12 protein-coding genes are annotated in these 17652 nt (G+C 41.9%); 9 read left to right on the top strand and 3 right to left on the bottom strand.

All coding sequences use genetic code 11. From position 1 onward, the window contains the following. The coding region (locus SORDD27_RS10375) for a family 1 glycosylhydrolase (RefSeq protein WP_231069323.1) at positions 1-273 on the top strand (273 nt) is incomplete at its 5' end. Positions 274-311: 38 nt separating this feature from the next. On the opposite strand, the gene SORDD27_RS07215 is transcribed toward SORDD27_RS10375, so the two are convergent. Next, positions 312-725 (bottom strand): EamA family transporter, encoded by a 414-nt coding sequence (locus SORDD27_RS07215; protein ID WP_061428300.1) that lies wholly within the window; start codon positions 723-725, stop codon positions 312-314. Positions 726-940: 215 nt separating this feature from the next. Here SORDD27_RS07215 and glmS point away from each other — a divergent pair, with 215 nt between their 5' ends. The 3 genes from glmS to SORDD27_RS07230 all read left to right on the top strand — a co-directional run bounded on the left by glmS (position 941) and on the right by SORDD27_RS07230 (position 4547). Beyond that, complete coding sequence (gene glmS, locus SORDD27_RS07220; protein ID WP_061428302.1) at positions 941-2749, top strand: glutamine--fructose-6-phosphate transaminase (isomerizing); 1809 nt, start codon at positions 941-943, stop codon at positions 2747-2749. A 100-nt stretch (positions 2750-2849) separates the two neighbouring features. Continuing rightward, on the top strand, positions 2850-3383 hold the full coding sequence (locus tag SORDD27_RS07225; RefSeq protein WP_061428304.1) for a hypothetical protein: 534 nt from the start codon (positions 2850-2852) through the stop codon (positions 3381-3383). Between the two features lie 111 nt (positions 3384-3494). Then, a complete protein-coding gene (locus SORDD27_RS07230) occupies positions 3495-4547 on the top strand; it encodes an LLM class flavin-dependent oxidoreductase (protein WP_061428306.1) in 1053 nt (350 codons plus the stop codon). A 230-nt stretch (positions 4548-4777) separates the two neighbouring features. On the opposite strand, the gene SORDD27_RS07235 is transcribed toward SORDD27_RS07230, so the two are convergent. Beyond that, positions 4778-5635 carry a 5'-nucleotidase, lipoprotein e(P4) family gene (locus tag SORDD27_RS07235; RefSeq protein WP_061428308.1) on the bottom strand — a complete coding sequence of 286 codons (858 nt, stop codon included), beginning with the start codon at positions 5633-5635 and terminating at the stop codon, positions 4778-4780. A 335-nt stretch (positions 5636-5970) separates the two neighbouring features. On the opposite strand from SORDD27_RS07235, the gene SORDD27_RS07240 reads away from it, so the two are divergent. Genes SORDD27_RS07240 through SORDD27_RS07255 form a run of 4 tightly spaced genes read left to right on the top strand, consistent with a single transcriptional unit; the run spans position 5971 to position 9675 of the window. Next, entirely contained in the window at positions 5971-7155 is a 1185-nt protein-coding gene (locus tag SORDD27_RS07240) for an amidohydrolase (RefSeq protein ID WP_231069324.1), read from the top strand. Then, entirely contained in the window at positions 7156-8190 is a 1035-nt protein-coding gene (locus tag SORDD27_RS07245; protein ID WP_061428311.1) for a methionine ABC transporter ATP-binding protein, read from the top strand. It begins immediately after the preceding gene. Then, positions 8165-8824, top strand: a complete 660-nt coding sequence (locus SORDD27_RS07250) for a methionine ABC transporter permease (protein WP_061428313.1) — start codon at positions 8165-8167, stop codon at positions 8822-8824. The genes SORDD27_RS07245 and SORDD27_RS07250 overlap by 26 nt, the downstream gene beginning before the upstream one ends. A gap of 17 nt (positions 8825-8841) precedes the next feature. Next, on the top strand, positions 8842-9675 hold the full coding sequence (locus tag SORDD27_RS07255) for a MetQ/NlpA family ABC transporter substrate-binding protein (protein ID WP_061428315.1): 834 nt from the start codon (positions 8842-8844) through the stop codon (positions 9673-9675). Positions 9676-9878: 203 nt separating this feature from the next. Here SORDD27_RS07255 and SORDD27_RS07260 read toward each other — a convergent pair whose 3' ends face one another. After that, positions 9879-13595, bottom strand: a complete 3717-nt coding sequence (locus SORDD27_RS07260; protein ID WP_061428317.1) for a pullulanase — start codon at positions 13593-13595, stop codon at positions 9879-9881. Between the two features lie 442 nt (positions 13596-14037). On the opposite strand from SORDD27_RS07260, the gene rpoB reads away from it, so the two are divergent. After that, the gene (rpoB, locus tag SORDD27_RS07265; RefSeq protein WP_061428319.1) at positions 14038-17649 is read left to right on the top strand and encodes a DNA-directed RNA polymerase subunit beta; all 3612 of its coding nucleotides are present in this window, start codon (positions 14038-14040) and stop codon (positions 17647-17649) included. The last annotated feature ends 3 nt before the right edge of the window (positions 17650-17652 follow it).

Consider the following 17652-nt stretch of genomic DNA (forward strand, 5'->3'; position numbering starts at 1 on the left):
GAAGGTGAAGATAAATTCCGTGTGAATGGCATGATTCAGGATGACTACCGTATCGACTTTGTCAAAGGTCACCTTCGTGAACTCCATCGCGCTATCGAAGACGGTGCCAACTGTAAGGGTTACTTGATTTGGACCTTTATCGACTGCTGGTCATGGCTCAATAGTTACAAAAATCGCTATGGTTTAGTCGAGCTTGACTTGGAAACGCAGGAACGCCGTCTGAAGAAATCAGGCCACTGGTTCAAGGAACTCAGCGACCATAATGGATTTTAAGAATAAAAAGAGTGAGATGGTATTCATCTCACTTTTTATTACAATATCATCACCAAGGTTCCGATCGTAATCAGGATACAGCCAATAATTGTTTTAAACGTCAGGACATCCTGTAGGAAGAAAAAGGCTAGAACGAGGGTAATGACGAGACTGAATTTATCGACAGCAGATACCTCAGTCGCATTGCCCATCTGCAAGGCCTTGTAGTAGAAGAGCCAGGAGGCGCCAGTGGCTAGACCAGATAAGATGAGAAAGAGCCAACTTTTTCTACTGATGTTGACAATTTCGGTCTGACTATTGGTCAAGAAAACCATGGCCCAGGCCATAAGAATGACGACGACTGTACGAATAGCGGTTGCTAGATTGGATGGAACACCTTCAATCCCAATCTTGGCTAAAATTGACGTTAAGGCTGCAAAGATAGCTGATAAAAGTGCGAAGAAAAACCACATGGCAAATACCTCCTCTATTCATTATAAGTAATTGATGCTGACTTGTCAGGTATCAAGTGAAATCTTGATAAAATACCAGATAGAAAAACTATACCAATTTTTATTCTTGACAAGTGAGAAAAACAAGTATATACTGTTTTTGCTGATTCTGTAAAAGGGAAATCAGACTATACCAATTTAAGGAGAAAGCACAGCTGGTCTGTGTCGTATATACTATGTGTGGAATTGTTGGTGTTGTTGGAAACACAAATGCAACTGATATTTTGATTCAAGGGCTTGAAAAGCTCGAATACCGTGGCTATGATTCTGCGGGAATTTTTGTCCTAGGTGGTGCTGAAAATCATCTAGTTAAGGCTGTCGGTCGTATCGCAGAATTGTCTGCCAAGACAGCAGGTGTTGAGGGGACAACTGGTATCGGACATACGCGTTGGGCGACTCACGGAAAACCAACTGAGGATAATGCTCACCCACACCGCTCTGAGACAGGACGTTTTGTCTTGGTGCACAATGGGGTGATTGAAAACTACCTTGAAATCAAGGGAGAATACCTTGCAGGTCACCACTTCAAGGGGCAAACCGATACGGAAATCGCTGTTCACTTGATTGGGAAATTTGCAGAAGAAGAAGGTCTCTCAGTTCTTGAAGCCTTCAAAAAAGCCCTTCACATCATTCGTGGTTCTTATGCCTTTGCCTTGATTGACTCTGAAAATCCAGATGTCATCTATGTCGCTAAGAACAAATCACCACTCTTGATTGGTCTTGGAGAAGGCTACAACATGGTCTGCTCAGATGCTATGGCTATGATTCGTGAGACCAACCAATACATGGAAATTCATGACCAAGAGTTGGTAATCGTCAAGGCTGATAGTGTCGAAGTTCAAGACTATGATGGCAATCGCCGTGAGCGCGCTAGCTACACTGCTGAGCTAGACTTGTCAGATATCGGTAAGGGGACTTACCCTTACTACATGCTCAAGGAAATTGATGAGCAACCAACGGTGATGCGTAAACTCATCCAAGCCTACACAGATGAGGCTGGTCAAGTTGTTGTAGATCCAGCTATCATAAAGGCTGTTCAAGATGCAGATCGCATCTACATCCTTGCAGCTGGAACATCTTACCATGCGGGATTTGCTTCTAAAAAAATGCTGGAAGAATTGACAGATACGCCAGTTGAACTTGGAATTTCATCTGAGTGGGGCTATGGTATGCCACTTCTCAGCAAAAAACCACTCTTCATCTTTATCAGCCAGTCTGGTGAAACAGCTGACAGCCGTCAGGTTTTGGTTAAGGCTAATGAAATGGGCATTCCAAGCTTGACAGTGACAAACGTTCCAGGTTCAACCCTATCACGTGAAGCCAACCATACTATGCTTCTTCACGCGGGTCCTGAAATTGCCGTGGCATCAACCAAGGCTTATACTGCGCAAATCGCAGCTCTTGCCTTCCTAGCAAAAGCAGTCGGAGAAGCAAACGGTAATGCCAAAGCTCAAGCCTTTGACCTGGTTCATGAGTTGTCAATCGTAGCTCAGTCTATCGAATCAACCCTTTCAGAAAAAGAAACCATTGATGCAAAGGTTCGTGACCTTCTTGAAACAACTCGCAACGCCTTTTACATCGGACGTGGTCAAGACTACTATGTAGCCATGGAAGCCAGTCTCAAACTCAAAGAGATTTCTTACATCCAATGTGAAGGCTTTGCGGCAGGAGAACTCAAGCACGGAACCATTGCCTTGATTGAAGAGGGGACACCTGTCTTGGCCCTCTTGTCAGATCCAGTTCTTGCCAACCACACTCGTGGAAATATCCAAGAGGTCGCAGCTCGTGGTGCCAAGGTTCTCACTATCGCAGAGGAAAATGTTGCTAAAGACACAGACGATATCGTCCTTACGACCGTCCACCCTTACCTCTCACCAATCTCAATGGTCGTGCCAACACAATTGGTCGCTTACTTTGCAACCCTCCACCGTGGTCTTGATGTGGACAAACCACGTAACCTTGCTAAGTCAGTAACAGTAGAATAAGCTAAGAAAGTCTAGTTCATCTAGACTTTTTTGCTCTCTCTTGGTATACTTGAGTGAGGAGTATTTTTGCTCGCCTTTAATTTTTTATAAGGAGAAGAAAATGAAGAAGAAAAAAAGTATTATTGCTATGCTGGTTGGTATCGTCTTGTCTAGTTCTTACTTGATACGTACGATCTTGATCCATCAGCAGAGACAAGCGAAAAAGCAAAACCTGGAACGGATTGCTGCAGTGCAAGAGACGGTTCAGTCTCAAGATCAAAAGAAAGCTGAAGAGCAGAAAGAACACTTTAAAAAGGCGTTTGAAGGTATGGATAAAACTTCTATTCTAATGAAAAACTATGATAGCCACACAAAGATTAATGGGGACTACAGTTTTGGTACAAAGGATGGCGTGTACTACCTAGTAGAATTAAAAACAGGGAATAAAGTAGCTCTGGAAGGTGTGGACAAGGCCTTTCCATTGTCTGTCAAAAATGAGGACACAAATAGTACGGAGCTTGCCCTGGTTGTCCGTAAAGACCAAGTCTGGTACATGATTGATACAAAGGGTGAGACGATTTACACTTTTGAACAAACAGAATTGACAGAAAACTCGAAGTTAACTCTGAAAGACAATAAACTACAGGTAGAATAAGCTAAGAAAGTCTAGTTCATCTAGACTTTTTCTAATGAGCAAATTTATTGAAAATAGAACTAATTAGTGATAAAATACCCTGAAAACTAAAAGAGATAGCGAGGAAACGGGATGGTAGAATTAGGAATTTCAACATTTGGTGAAACAACAGCTCTAGAAGCGACTGGGCAGATTTACAGTCATGATGAACGCATTCGTCAGTTGGTGGCAGAAATTGAGCTGGCTGATAAGGTTGGTTTGGATGTGTACGGGATTGGGGAGCATCATCGGGAGGACTTTGCGGTATCGGCGCCAGAGATTGTTCTTGCAGCTGGGGCAGTCAATACCAAAAAGATTCGTTTGACTAGTGCAGTCAGCATTCTCTCGAGTATGGATCCGGTTCGCTTGTTCCAACAGTATGCCACCATCGATGCCTTGTCAAATGGCCGTGCGGAGATTATGGCTGGGCGTGGTTCATTTACCGAATCCTTCCCTCTGTTTGGCTATGACTTGAAAGACTACGAAGCTCTCTTTGATGAGAAATTAGACTTGCTCCAGTTAGTCAATGAAAAGACCAAGATAGACTGGCAAGGTCAATTGACCCAAAGCATTGCTGGAAAAGAAGTCTATCCCCGTCCAGTTCAGGACAAATTGCCATTGTGGGTGGCGACAGGTGGCCATGTCGAATCAACAGTGAAGATTGCTCAGGCGGGGTTGCCGATTGTCTATGCCATTATCGGTGGCAATCCACGTTATTTTAAAAAGTTGATTCAAGCTTATCGTGAGATTGGTAGGGAAGCCGGTCATGCGGATAAAGACCTGAAAGTGGGTGCTCATTCTTGGGGCTGGATTGCGGAAGATGGCGAGCAGGCTGTCAAAGATTATTTCCATCCGACCAAGCAAGTGGTGGATGCAATTTCCAAAGACCGTCCACACTGGCAGGAGTTGACCTATGAGCAATATTTGGAGCAAGTTGGTCCAAATGGTGCCATGTTTGTGGGAAATCCAGATCAGGTAGCAGAAAAATTGATTCGCATGATTGAGGATTTAGGCTTGGACCGTTTCATGCTCCATCTACCGCTTGGTTCTATGCCACATGACCAGGTTCTGAGAGCTATTGAACTCTTCGGCACACAAGTGGCGCCGAAAATACGTGCTTACTTTGCTATGAAAGAGGAGTTATAAAAAAATTCAATCAGTTGAGTCGATTGGTGAGGAACACCCATGGATTCAGCAACAGGTGGAAGTGGTACAAGCGATAGAGCATACTATCTAGTGGAATATATACTAGTTTATACCAAGTACAAGATAAAATAGCAAAAAAGGCGATTATCCAAGCGGAAATCGTCTTTTTTCGCTATTCTCATAAATACGATATCTTGTGGTTGATGTAAACTGGTAGATAGCTCTCTTATTTATTTATCAAACCCTTGTAAGTTTTTTTGGCGCTCTTCAGTTTGACCCTTGGCATCCAATTTATTACCATTGTAAACAGTGCTTTCCCATGATCCGTACATTGGGTTAGGGAAAATGATGAATTTCTCACCAAACTCTTTTTGTAATTCCTCTAATTTTTGGTTGCGCTCAGTTTCAGAGGTCTTTGAAAACTCTGCAAAGTCCACAAGATTGTCTCCTAGTAGCATGACTAAGTTGGTTTTTTCTTGGACTGCTTGTCTACGACCTTCTTTAGATTTGACGCCTTTTTCTAAGAACATGAGATGATCGCGGCTTTGTACAGGAATTCCTTCATTTTCTAGGTTTTTGATCGTATCATCTACCTGATCTATCGTGCGGTCAGATACATAGTAAATTTGGACACCGTTTTGGTCTGCAAATTGTAGAAAGTCTTTAGCACCTGGTACAGCCTTGGCTGCGGCTTTTTTTACCCAGACGTCCCAGTTTTCTGGGGTAAATGCTGTTCCATCTTTGACATTTTGCGCTTGATAAGGACTATTGTCTAATACGGTTTCGTCCAAGTCCAAAACGATAGAGTAGGGTTTATCTGTCTGTGTTTTTAGTAGTTCTTTCAAACGATCAGTAGCGACATTGTAACCTTGTAGGTAGAGTGCCTTGGTCTCAGCTGCTTTTTGATACCAAAGAGTTGACATAGTATTTTCTCTTGAACGCAACTGATCATAGGTCATTGTAACCTGATTGTCAGATGTACTACTTTGTGTTGTCTGTGAATTTGCCGAATTTGTGCCACAGCCAGTCAGTAAAATGACGGAAGCAAGTGTAGAAGCAATTGTAATGGTAACTTTGGATATTTTCATAATCCCATCCTCCTAATAATAGTCTATTAACATTGTAGCGTTTTTATGGGATTTGTGCAAGGAAATATCGGGAGAAAATAAATTTTTCAGTAGTAATTTGGTATTAGGATAAAATTATGTACTTAATTTGGGAATGAAGATGGATATAAAAAAACTCAATCGGCTTGATAGAAAATCTATATCAGCTTCTTTTTGGAAAATAGATGAAAATAAAGTGAATCTTTGAAAGGCTAGTAATATCAAGCTTTTCAGGGATTTTTTCTTTATAGATATAAAAATTTCTAATCGAGTTGATAGTCAATATATATTGGGAAAAGGGAAAAAGGAGTGGTAAGATGGTTTCAATCCAAATGGAAGGAATGGAGGAGATTAAAATGAGTATTAGTCAATCTCATTTAGAAGAAGAATTTAAATGGTTTCATAGTCACCCTGAATTGTCATTTGAAGAATTCGAGACAACGAAACGAGTAAGACAGTTATTAGAAAAAACTGGCATTGAGATTCTAGATTTACCCTTAAGAACGGGCCTAGTAGCAATTATTAGAGGTAATAAGAGTGAGCCAACAATTGCCATCAGAACAGATATTGATGCCCTTCCTATCCAAGAAAACACATCTCTAGACTATCGTTCTACCCATTCAAATGTGATGCATGCATGTGGTCATGATTTTCATCTAACTTCTGTATATGGAGCAACACTCCAGTTGCATGCGCTAAGAAAAGACTTAAAAGGTACTATAAAAATTATTTTTCAACCAGCTGAGGAAATTTTTTCAGGAGCTGTTCATGTGATGGAAGCGGGCGTTTTGGATGATGTCGATGCTATATTTGGTTTACATGTCAATCCCTCTTTGCCTGTAGGAACTGTTGCTATTAAAGCAGGTAGTGTTACAGCAGCCGTGGATCGTTTTCAAATCACTCTACGAGGAGTGGGAACTCATGCAGCTCACCCGGATCAGGGAATTGATCCCATCATTGGGACAACCCAATTAGTGACAGCTCTACAGTCAATCATCAGTAGAAATGTCAATCCTTTTTCAACAAACTTAATTAGTGTAACTCATATAAAAGCTGGAGCAACTTGGAATGTGATACCAGAAGATACTTTTGTTGAAGGGACTGTAAGGACTTTAGATATGGTGGATAGGCAATTTATTAAAAAGAGGATTTATGAACTAACAGAAAATATTGCACAAGCCTTTAATCTAAAATCGGAGATTAATTGGATTGCAGGACCTCCGGCAACCAAGAATGACGGAAAATTAGCTGAGTTTGCCACAGAAATTGCTCAAAAAAGTGGATTGGAAGTTGTCCAGCCGGCAGATAGTTTAGGTGGAGAGGATTTTGCCTTCTATCAACAAAAGATTAAAGGAATGTTTATTCTGGTAGGAACAGGCGAATCTTATCCTTTACATCATCCAGAGTTTCAAGTGAATCCAGGAGCTCTTCTTGCCACTTCGAATTTGCTAGCAAGAATTGGGAAAGAATATTTAGAGAAACTTGTTGAGAAAGGGGAGTAAATGATTGAATTAAGAGACGTTACGAAACAGTTTCAAACCAAACAGCACACGGTTACTGCCTTAGATAAAGTTTCCCTAAAAATTGAAAAGGGTGATATCTTTGGAATTATTGGTTATTCAGGTGCTGGGAAGTCGACATTGCTAAGAATGGTAAATGGATTAGAGAAGCCGAATGAGGGCGATGTTATTGTCGCAGGTAAGTTAATCAAAGATTTGACAGAAAATGAACTCAATCAACTTCGGAAAAAAATTGGAATGGTGTTTCAACAGTTTAGTTTGTTAGAAACAAGAACAGTATTTCAAAATATTGCACTTCCTTTGGTATTGTTAAGAAAGAATAAGAGTGATATCGCTCAAAGAGTAGAAGAACTACTTGATTTTGTGGACTTAAAGGATAAAAAGGATGTTCCAGTAAATAAATTGTCAGGAGGACAAAAACAACGTGTAGGTATCGCTAGGGCTTTAGCCACAAATCCAGAGATTCTACTCTGTGATGAGGCGACAAGCGCTTTAGATCCCAAAACAACACAATCTATCTTGAAATTATTAAAAAAAATCAATCAAAACTTTGGGATTACAATCTTGTTGATTACTCATGAAATGGAAGTTGTAAAGGAAATTTGCAATAAAATGGCTGTCATGGAACATGGGGAAATCGTAGAACAAGGTAGTGTTGTAGATTTGTTTACTTCTCCAAAAAATGACTTGACAAGAAGTTTTATTCATACCATTGTGAATCACAATATTCCACGAAGTATTTTAAAAAGACTTGATCAACGATTTCCTATCTATAGATTGACTTTTTTAGGTGAGAATTCAGAACAGGATCTTCTATCAAGAATCAATAAAGAATATAAGGTTTCGACTCGGATTTTATCTGCTTCTGTAAATGAAGTAGGGGAAACTGTTTTAGGAATTTTGTTTATCCAAATTGAAGGAGAAGAAAATTTACTCAAAGAGGTTGAGGAGTATGTTCGTAAAAATCAAGTTTCAATAGAGAGGGTTGAGTATGGTGAAGGATTGGTTACAAATTAGTAGTGATAAATTAGTTGAATCAGCGAATCAGACCATATATATGATTGGTTGGTCCTTATTTTTTGGAATGTTACTGGCGATTCCCTTGGGATTAGCAATGACTTTATGCAGAAAAGGTGGCCTAAAGGAAAATTTAGTTGTATTTTGGATTATCAATGGTATTGTAAATATCGTTCGTTCAGTTCCATTTGTTATTCTATTGGTGTTTATAGCACCAATAACAAAAATTGTTGTGGGGACTCGGATTGGAACTACTGCAGCTATTGTTCCCTTGGTTTTGTATATTGCACCCTACTTAGCTCGCTTAATAGAGGCTTCTTTATTGGAAGTGAAATCTAGTGTATTGGAGGCAGCTCAGGCAATGGGAGCCAGTACATTGCAGATTATCTGGCATTTTCTATTACCAGAGGCAAAAGCTTCGCTTATTTTAGCTTTGACAACAGGAACAATAGGTTTGCTTGGCGCGACGGCTATGGCAGGTACGATTGGAGGAGGGGGAGTTGGAGATTTGGCCTTAACTTACGGTTACCAACGCTTTAATACACCCCTGATGTTTGCTACTGTCGTGATTTTAATTGTGGTTGTTCAACTGATTCAAGCAATTGGAAATTATTTATCTCATAAATTTAGATAGAAGGAAAGAAAAAATCAATGAAAAAACTAACAAGTGTGATTCTATTTTTAGTAGGACTACTGTTTTTAGTAGCCTGTTCAACAAATGGTGGAAGTACAGAATCTGCAAAAGAACAATCCTCTGATAAGAAAGTTATCAAGTATGGGAAGGCTGCAGGTCCTTATACAGTTTTATTTGAAGATGCTATTATTCCCATCTTAGAAAAGGAAGGGTATCAATTTAAGGTAGTGGAATTTTCAGACTTACTACAGAATGATACAGCTCTAAATGAAGGTGAGATTGATGTCAATGTTGAACAACATACTGCTTATATGGAAAATTTTAATAAAACGCAAAATGGAGATCTTGTTGCTATTAGTAAAATTCCAACAATTCCAGCAGGTATTTTCTCATCTAAGAATAAAGATTTAAAAGCTATCGCTAAAGGAGCAAAAATTGCCATTCCAAGCGATGCTTCAAATACAGCTCGTGCTTACAAGTTACTTGAAAAAGCAGGTTGGCTAAAACTAGATCCAAATGCATCTGTTTCGAAATTGACGAAAGACGACATTGTTGAAAATCCTTATCAACTTGAGATTACGGAAATGGATTCAGCTAATATCCCTAGATCTTTGGATGACTTTGATTTCGCAGTTATAACAGGAAGTATTGTTTACAGTGCAGGAATTGATGCTTCAACAGCTCTGTTGCAAGAGGATATCTTGGAACATTTGATTTTACAAGTGGTCGTTAAAGATAAAAATAAAGATAGTGACTGGGCAAAGGCAATCAGAGATGCTTACCATTCAAAAGAATTTAAAGACTATTTAGAAAAAAATAATAAGGGCTTGTGGTTTGTACCGAATGATTGATTTTATAGATAAAAAATAAAAACAACACCTCATGACTAGAAGATTTTTCTGACCATGGGGTGTTTTCTCTATAGGAGGGCTAGGTTATACACCTCGAAAATCTCTTTAAATCAGGTCAGCTTCGCCTTATCTACAAGCTCAAAGCTGTGTTTTGAGCAGTCTGTGGCTAACTTCCTAGTTTACTCTTTGATTTTCATTGATTATCAGTTCTCTTTCTTGTTTTTCATCAACCATCCAAGTCCGAGAAGGGCAAGGATGCTGAATCCAGCAAGGGCAAGAAGGGATTTGTTCTCAGTACCTGTGTTTGGAAGGAGGTTCTGAGAGTGAGCCTCTGCAGCAGTTTCTTGAGTTTCAGGATTGGCGGCTAGGTTTTGAGCTTGACCTTGTTCTGGTTCAACGTCCAGGCTAGAAAGATCAAATTCTGGTTTTTCTTCCACAGCTGGAGCGACAATGGCACCACCTTGAGACAAGCGGAGAACGACAGCAGTGAGAGCGTTCAATTTCAAGCCTTTTTCAGTCCATTCGAGACCTTGAGGTTTAGCGATTCCTACTGGTCCGGCTTGATTTTCATCTGCGAGGACTTCAGCCTTTCTCAAGTGAGCAAAAGCAGTTCCTAGAGTAAATTCACGAGCCTTATCATCCGCATTGACAAAGACAGCGTAGATATCTCCATTTGGAGCGGTGATTTGGTAGCCGATGGTCACATCTTCTTTTTCAACGCCATTTTGGCCTGGGACAGTGATGAGTCGGACGCGCTCTTTGATATCTTGTAGATTCTTGAGTCGGAAGGCGTCTGTAGATTGACGAAGAGCGATTAGACCTTTCATGTAGTCACGGCTCTTGACATTTTCAGGATATGCTTTGCTATCGGTAGCCTTGGTCCAATCAAACTTGTTGATAGCATCACTAGAGTCGTAAGAGTCATGGATAAAGTAAGGATAGACAAATGGCTTGCCGTCCTTGTCACGTAACAAGTGAGACTTGTTTGGGACCTTATCGTCTGGAACAGGAGTCTTGTAGGCTGGGTCTAGGAATTGTTTGGTACGTCCGTATTCCTGACCAGAGTGGATAAACGGAGTTCCTTGAGCAGTCAAGACCATGAGGTTTCCAAGTCGCAAACGGCGATGGATTTCAGCGTAGTTTTCAGCCTTGCTTGGGTCTTTTTTGATAGACTGGGCAATGATGTCAAAGAGGGTCAAGTTATCATGGGCTGCGATATACTGGATCACATCTCCAGGGTTGTCTGCTTCAAAGTTGGTTGGTTGGGCAATGAGATTTTTAAAGATGGTATTGATATCGCGTTTGCCACCTGTGATAAAGGCAGGTTGACCTTCGTTTGGATAGCCAGACTTGAGGTTGTTGCGGATGTCGTCTGAAAAGACAGCGACAGTATCTGTTTTCTTCATCCAATCTTGGTCGGCAGGTTGTACAGGCGTATTTTCATCACCAGCATAGGTTCTCCAACCTTCGCCTAGCATGATAAGATTTGGATTGAGGGCGCGTGCAGCTTTGTACGCTTCTTCGATAGAAGCCGCATCGTGGTCACCCATCATATCAAAGCGGAAACCATCTACTTTGTAGGTTTCAACCAGATACTTGATAGAGTCTACCAAGACACGTTTAGACATGTAGTGGGTAGTTCCCAAACGGCCGCCTCCGAAGCTAGTACGTGGAGTTCCGTCTGCGTCCATAAAGTGGTAGTAGTTTGGCTCAATATCCTCAAAAATATCAACATTGGCAGTATGGTTGTAGACTACGTCCAGGATAGCCCCCATGCCACGTTTGTGGATTTCGTTGATGAGATTTTTGAATTCTGCGATACGTTTTTCTGGATCCTTAGGATCGCTTGAGTACATACCAGTCAAGGAGAAGTAGTTTTGAGGGTCATATCCCCAGTTATAGTTGCTGTTGCTTGAAGCGTAGGCAGACAAACGTTCTTGGTTCTTCAATTCATTGACAAAGTAGTAGGACAAGACTGGAAGGAGCTGGATGTGGGTCACACCCAAGTCTTTGAGATAGTCCAGTTTTTCGATAAAGGCTTCAAAGGTACCAAATGGCTTGGTCAAGTCTTTTGCGATGGCAGGATCTGAGGTGAAGTCACGAACATGGGCTTCATAGATGACAGCATCTTCGCGCGATTTGAAATTGCGAATCTTACCGTAGGTCAAATCTTGTGGGCCTAGTTTAGATGGGTCCACAAAGGCAGCTTTAGCGACCTTATGAGCGGCATCTTTTTTTGCTAGGTCGCTATTCCAAGCTGCTAATGATTTGGCATAAGGGTCAAGAACGAGGACAGTTTTACCTTGGCGCTCGATCTGGTAGTGGTAGTAATAGCCAGTGTAGTTGCTGATACCGAGACCAGAGTTTGCGTCCAAAGTTTGTTTCCAGGTTCCTTTTTCTCCTTTTTCAAGGGCAACAGTTCCGACCACTTTTTCAGGGTCTTTCTTGTCGTAGACGACAACGGAAACCTTATCGGCACTCGGAGACCAGAGGGTGAGGTCGACCTGCTTGCCATCTTCTTTTAGGGTTGCACCGAGTGGACCGTCGTAACTGTAGGTCTCATCCTTGAGACGCCAGCTTGATCGTGTCGTAAAGCGGTCTGAATCGTAGCTGACTGTGTAAGGGTGTTGAGTATCAGAGAAGTCTCCGATGTAGGTCACTTTTTTACCTGCTTCATCAACCTCGATGTCAGTAATGGTTACTTTGTTCCCTTGATGATCAGTGATATTAGAGCGTTTAAGGATATCATCTTTCTTAGCTCCGACTAGGGTAGAAAAACTGCTTTCGATACGAGACTTGGCAACATGTTGGGCACCAGTCATGCGGATATCGTGCACGTAGTAGGGGTTGGTGTAGATGGTTTCGTCATCATCTTTGAGGAAGATTTGACTGTGATTTTTTAGATCTGTGAATTTATAATCTTCTTTTCTGATTTTCACATCATCGCCTTTCTTGCTTTCGTCTAGTAATAAAAATCCAAATTCTCTTGCAGCTTCATTGAGTGGAATGTCAATGTAACGACCATATTTTCCAGTTGCGGTAAAGTCAGTACCGTCAGGCCATTCTCCACTACTTGGATTCTTGACATCGCCCCAATACCAGAGTGATTTCTTGTCATAGTTTCCGTCGGTACGGTAGTAGTTGACACGGACTGTTCCCGCTGGCTGAGGACGGTAGTTGTATACCTTATAGTTTTCATCTAGCCAAGCCTCGTTCATTTTTGGAGAAAGGCGCTCTACTGAACGGTCTCCAGTAAGGTTATCCCCTTTAGTATTGTTGATGAGGAAGCTGACTTTCTTGGCTTGATCATTCTTAAGTTTGACATCTAGGTAATAGCCATAGTCATCTTTCTTGGCATCCTTGAAGGACTTGGCTCCATTGGGCCAGTTTTCAGAAGGTTTTTCAACATCGTCCCAAGTCCAAAGGCCTTGAGAATCCTTGTTTTCCTCAGGGAGTTTTTTCACATGGATGCGGAAGTAGTTATCTTCGATTGGTTCTTCAGAACTAGTGCCTGCTTGTGGTTTTTGATCAGAATTTGGCGTCGAAGTGCTAGTATCTACTTTCTCTTCCTTGCTGTTAGGCTGGCTTGTAGTAGCTTCATCTTTTTTAGGTGTTTCTGGTGCTGTAGTAGTTTCCACAGCTGGAGCTTCCTTTTTAGTATCAAGGGAAGCGTTTGCATTCTTTTGTTCAGAAATAGGCGTTTCCTTTTGAGTTTGACTCGTTTCAGTCTCAGTAGGGGCCTTGGTCACAGCGCTGGTATTTTCCTGAGTTTGAGGCAGGTTTTCGTTAGCCGAAATAGTTGGCATTGCAGCAGAAAGCAGGATAATGCTTGCACCAATAAGGACAGAACCAGTTCCGTTCTTCAAGGAACGGATACCGTAAATCATTTTTTTCTCAGTTTGAGATGGGATCTTTTTCATCACAATTCTCCTTGTGTAGTTGTTCCTTATCAGTATAGCACGAGGTAAACATTAGTGCAAGCGTTTTCCTAATTTTTGAGAGAAAATATAATGCTTCATTCTCTTAAAATTTTAAAATAATATATAGGAAAAGATTGTTTAAAAAATAGTAAAAAAACCTTGAAAAGTCTAGCTAAATAAGGTATAATGTGAGTAATCATTTGTCGTAGGTTTTGTCTGAAATATTGTCCAGACAAGGCTCACAGCAGTTAAATCTTCTGAAAAAGTCAGATTTAGCTGCTCTTTTTGTGCTTTTTTTCAGGTTTTTGAGCGCTTGTAACAAAGATTTAAAGATTCTGAAAATTCATCAAAGGGACACGGTGATAGGGGTTTTAAAAACCATATGACGATTAGAAAAGCCTCATTGACAAGGCTTGGAATTTATTTACAAAGGAGAATCATCTTGGCAGGACATGACGTTCAATACGGGAAACATCGTACCCGTCGTAGTTTTTCAAGAATCAAAGAAGTTCTTGACTTACCAAATTTGATTGAAATTCAAACGGATTCATTCAAAGATTTCCTAGATCACGGTCTTAAGGAAGTATTTGAAGATGTATTGCCAATTTCAAACTTCACAGACACAATGGAGTTGGAATTTGTTGGCTATGAAATCAAGGAACCAAAATACACGCTCGAAGAAGCTCGTATCCACGATGCTAGCTATTCAGCACCTATTTTTGTAACCTTCCGCTTGATCAACAAGGAAACTGGCGAAATCAAGACCCAAGAAGTCTTCTTTGGTGATTTCCCAATCATGACAGAGATGGGAACCTTCATCATCAACGGTGGTGAGCGTATCATCGTATCTCAGTTGGTTCGTTCTCCTGGTGTTTATTTTAACGACAAGGTAGACAAAAACGGTAAAGTGGGCTACGGTTCAACTGTCATCCCTAACCGTGGAGCTTGGTTGGAACTGGAAAGTGACTCAAAAGATATCGCCTACACTCGTATCGACCGTACGCGTAAAATTCCATTTACGACCTTGGTTCGTGCGCTTGGTTTCTCAGGTGATGATGAAATCTTTGATATCTTCGGTGACAGCGAATTGGTTCGCAATACCGTTGAAAAAGATATCCACAAGAACCCAATGGACTCTCGTACAGACGAAGCCTTGAAAGAAATCTACGAACGCCTTCGTCCAGGTGAGCCTAAGACTGCTGAGAGCTCACGTAGCTTGCTTGTGGCACGCTTCTTTGACCCACGCCGCTACGATTTGGCAGCCGTTGGTCGTTACAAGATCAATAAAAAACTCAACATCAAAACACGCTTGCTCAACCAAACCATCGCTGAGCCATTGGTAGATCCTGAAACTGGTGAAATCTTGGTAGAAGCTGGTACCGTTATGACTCGTAGCGTGATTGAAAGCATCGAGAACCACTTGGATGGCGACTTGAACAAAATCGTTTATATTCCAAACGATGCAGCTGTTCTGACAGAACCAGTTGTCCTTCAAAAATTCAAGGTTGTTGCCCCAACGGACCCAGATCGTGTTGTAACCATCATCGGAAATGCCAATCCAGACGACAAGGTTCGTGTTGTAACTCCTGCGGATATCCTTGCAGAGATGAGCTACTTCCTCAACTTGGCGGAAGGTATCGGACGTGTGGATGATATCGACCACCTTGGGAACCGTCGTATCCGTGCAGTTGGTGAATTGCTTGCCAACCAAGTACGTCTTGGACTTTCTCGTATGGAACGTAATGTCCGTGAACGCATGTCTGTTCAGGACAATGAAGTTTTAACACCACAACAAATTATCAATATCCGTCCTGTAACAGCTGCGGTTAAAGAATTCTTTGGTTCATCACAGTTGTCACAGTTCATGGACCAACACAACCCGCTTTCTGAGTTGTCTCACAAACGCCGTTTGTCAGCCTTGGGGCCTGGTGGTTTGACTCGTGACCGTGCTGGATATGAAGTCCGTGACGTGCACTACACTCACTATGGTCGTATGTGTCCAATCGAGACACCTGAAGGACCTAACATCGGTTTGATCAATAACTTGTCATCTTACGGACACTTGAACAAGTATGGCTTTGTTCAAACACCATACCGTAAGGTTGACCGCGAAACAGGTGTAGTCACAAACGAAATCGTTTGGTTGACAGCCGATGAAGAAGATGAATTTACTGTAGCGCAGGCTAACTCTCGCCTCAACGAAGATGGTACTTTTGCTGAGAAAGTTGTCATGGGACGTCACCAAGGGGTCAACCAAGAGTATCCAGCAGAAGTGGTTGACTACATGGACGTGTCACCCAAACAAGTAGTTGCCGTTGCGACAGCATGTATTCCTTTCTTGGAGAACGATGACTCCAACCGTGCCCTCATGGGTGCCAACATGCAACGTCAGGCTGTGCCTTTGATTGATCCAAAAGCACCTTACGTTGGTACTGGTATGGAATACCAAGCAGCTCATGATTCTGGTGCAGCTGTTATTGCTCAGTATGGTGGTAAAGTTACATACGCAGATGCTGACAAGGTAGAAGTACGCCGCGAAGATGGTTCATTGGACGTTTACCACATCCAAAAATTCCGTCGTTCAAACTCAGGTACTGCTTATAACCAACGTACACTTGTTAAAGTTGGCGATGTTGTTGAAAAAGGCGACTTTATCGCTGACGGACCTTCTATGGAAAAAGGGGAAATGGCGCTTGGACAAAACCCAATTGTTGCCTACATGACTTGGGAAGGTTACAACTTCGAGGATGCCGTTATCATGAGCGAACGCTTGGTCAAAGACGATGTCTACACATCTGTCCACCTCGAAGAATATGAATCAGAAACGCGCGATACAAAGCTTGGGCCTGAAGAAATTACTCGTGAAATTCCAAACGTTGGTGAAGATGCCCTTAAAGACCTTGACGAAATGGGTATTATCCGTATCGGTGCAGAGGTTAAAGAAGGGGACATCCTTGTAGGTAAAGTCACACCTAAGGGAGAGAAAGACCTTTCAGCTGAAGAACGTCTCTTGCACGCTATCTTCGGAGACAAGTCTCGTGAAGTTCGTGACACTTCTCTTCGTGTACCTCACGGTGCCGATGGTGTCGTTCGTGATGTTAAGATCTTTACACGTGCAAATGGAGATGAGTTGCAATCAGGTGTTAATATGCTGGTTCGCGTCTACATCGCTCAAAAACGTAAGATCAAGGTTGGAGATAAGATGGCCGGACGTCACGGAAACAAAGGGGTTGTCTCTCGTATCGTTCCTGTAGAAGACATGCCTTACCTTCCAGACGGAACTCCAGTCGACATCATGTTGAACCCGCTTGGGGTACCATCACGTATGAATATCGGTCAGGTTATGGAGCTCCACCTTGGTATGGCAGCCCGTACTCTTGGTATCCACATCGCAACACCAGTCTTTGACGGAGCAAGTTCGGAAGACCTTTGGGACACTGTTAAAGAAGCAGGTATGGACAGCGATGCTAAGACAATCCTTTACGATGGACGTACAGGTGAGCCGTTTGATAACCGTGTATCAGTTGGTGTCATGTACATGATCAAACTCCACCACATGGTTGATGATAAATTGCACGCGCGTTCAGTCGGACCATACTCAACCGTTACCCAACAACCACTCGGAGGTAAAGCTCAGTTTGGTGGACAACGTTTCGGTGAGATGGAAGTTTGGGCTCTTGAAGCCTACGGTGCGTCAAATGTTCTCCAAGAAATCTTGACTTACAAGTCTGACGATATCAACGGACGTTTGAAAGCTTATGAAGCCATTACAAAAGGAAAACCAATTCCAAAACCAGGTGTTCCAGAATCCTTCCGAGTTCTTGTAAAAGAATTGCAATCTCTTGGTCTTGACATGCGTGTCCTTGACGAAGACGACCAAGAAGTGGAACTTCGTGACCTAGATGAAGGAATGGACGAAGATGTCATCCACGTAGATGACCTTGAAAAAGCCCGCGAAAAAGCGGCCCAAGAGGCTAAAGCAGCCTTTGAAGCTGAAGAAGCTGAGAAAGCAACAAAAGCGGAAGCAACAGAAGAAGCTGCTGAACAAGAATAAGCA

The organism is Streptococcus oralis, assembly GCF_001579025.1.
Lineage (GTDB): Bacteria > Bacillota > Bacilli > Lactobacillales > Streptococcaceae > Streptococcus > Streptococcus oralis_X.

Bases quoted from the DNA above. Each gene is read 5' to 3' on its own strand.
- SORDD27_RS07230 (WP_061428306.1), top strand. From the start codon at position 3,495: ATGGTAGAATTAGGAATTTCAACATTTGGTGAAACAACAGCTCTAGAA.
- SORDD27_RS07215 (WP_061428300.1), bottom strand. From the start codon at position 725: ATGTGGTTTTTCTTCGCACTTTTATCAGCTATCTTTGCAGCCTTAACG.
- SORDD27_RS07245 (WP_061428311.1), top strand. From the start codon at position 7,156: ATGATTGAATTAAGAGACGTTACGAAACAGTTTCAAACCAAACAGCAC.
- SORDD27_RS07225 (WP_061428304.1), top strand. From the start codon at position 2,850: ATGAAGAAGAAAAAAAGTATTATTGCTATGCTGGTTGGTATCGTCTTG.
- SORDD27_RS07250 (WP_061428313.1), top strand. From the start codon at position 8,165: ATGGTGAAGGATTGGTTACAAATTAGTAGTGATAAATTAGTTGAATCA.
- SORDD27_RS07255 (WP_061428315.1), top strand. From the start codon at position 8,842: ATGAAAAAACTAACAAGTGTGATTCTATTTTTAGTAGGACTACTGTTT.
- SORDD27_RS07260 (WP_061428317.1), bottom strand. From the start codon at position 13,595: ATGAAAAAGATCCCATCTCAAACTGAGAAAAAAATGATTTACGGTATC.
- SORDD27_RS07235 (WP_061428308.1), bottom strand. From the start codon at position 5,635: ATGAAAATATCCAAAGTTACCATTACAATTGCTTCTACACTTGCTTCC.
- glmS (WP_061428302.1), top strand. From the start codon at position 941: ATGTGTGGAATTGTTGGTGTTGTTGGAAACACAAATGCAACTGATATT.
- SORDD27_RS07240 (WP_231069324.1), top strand. From the start codon at position 5,971: ATGGTTTCAATCCAAATGGAAGGAATGGAGGAGATTAAAATGAGTATT.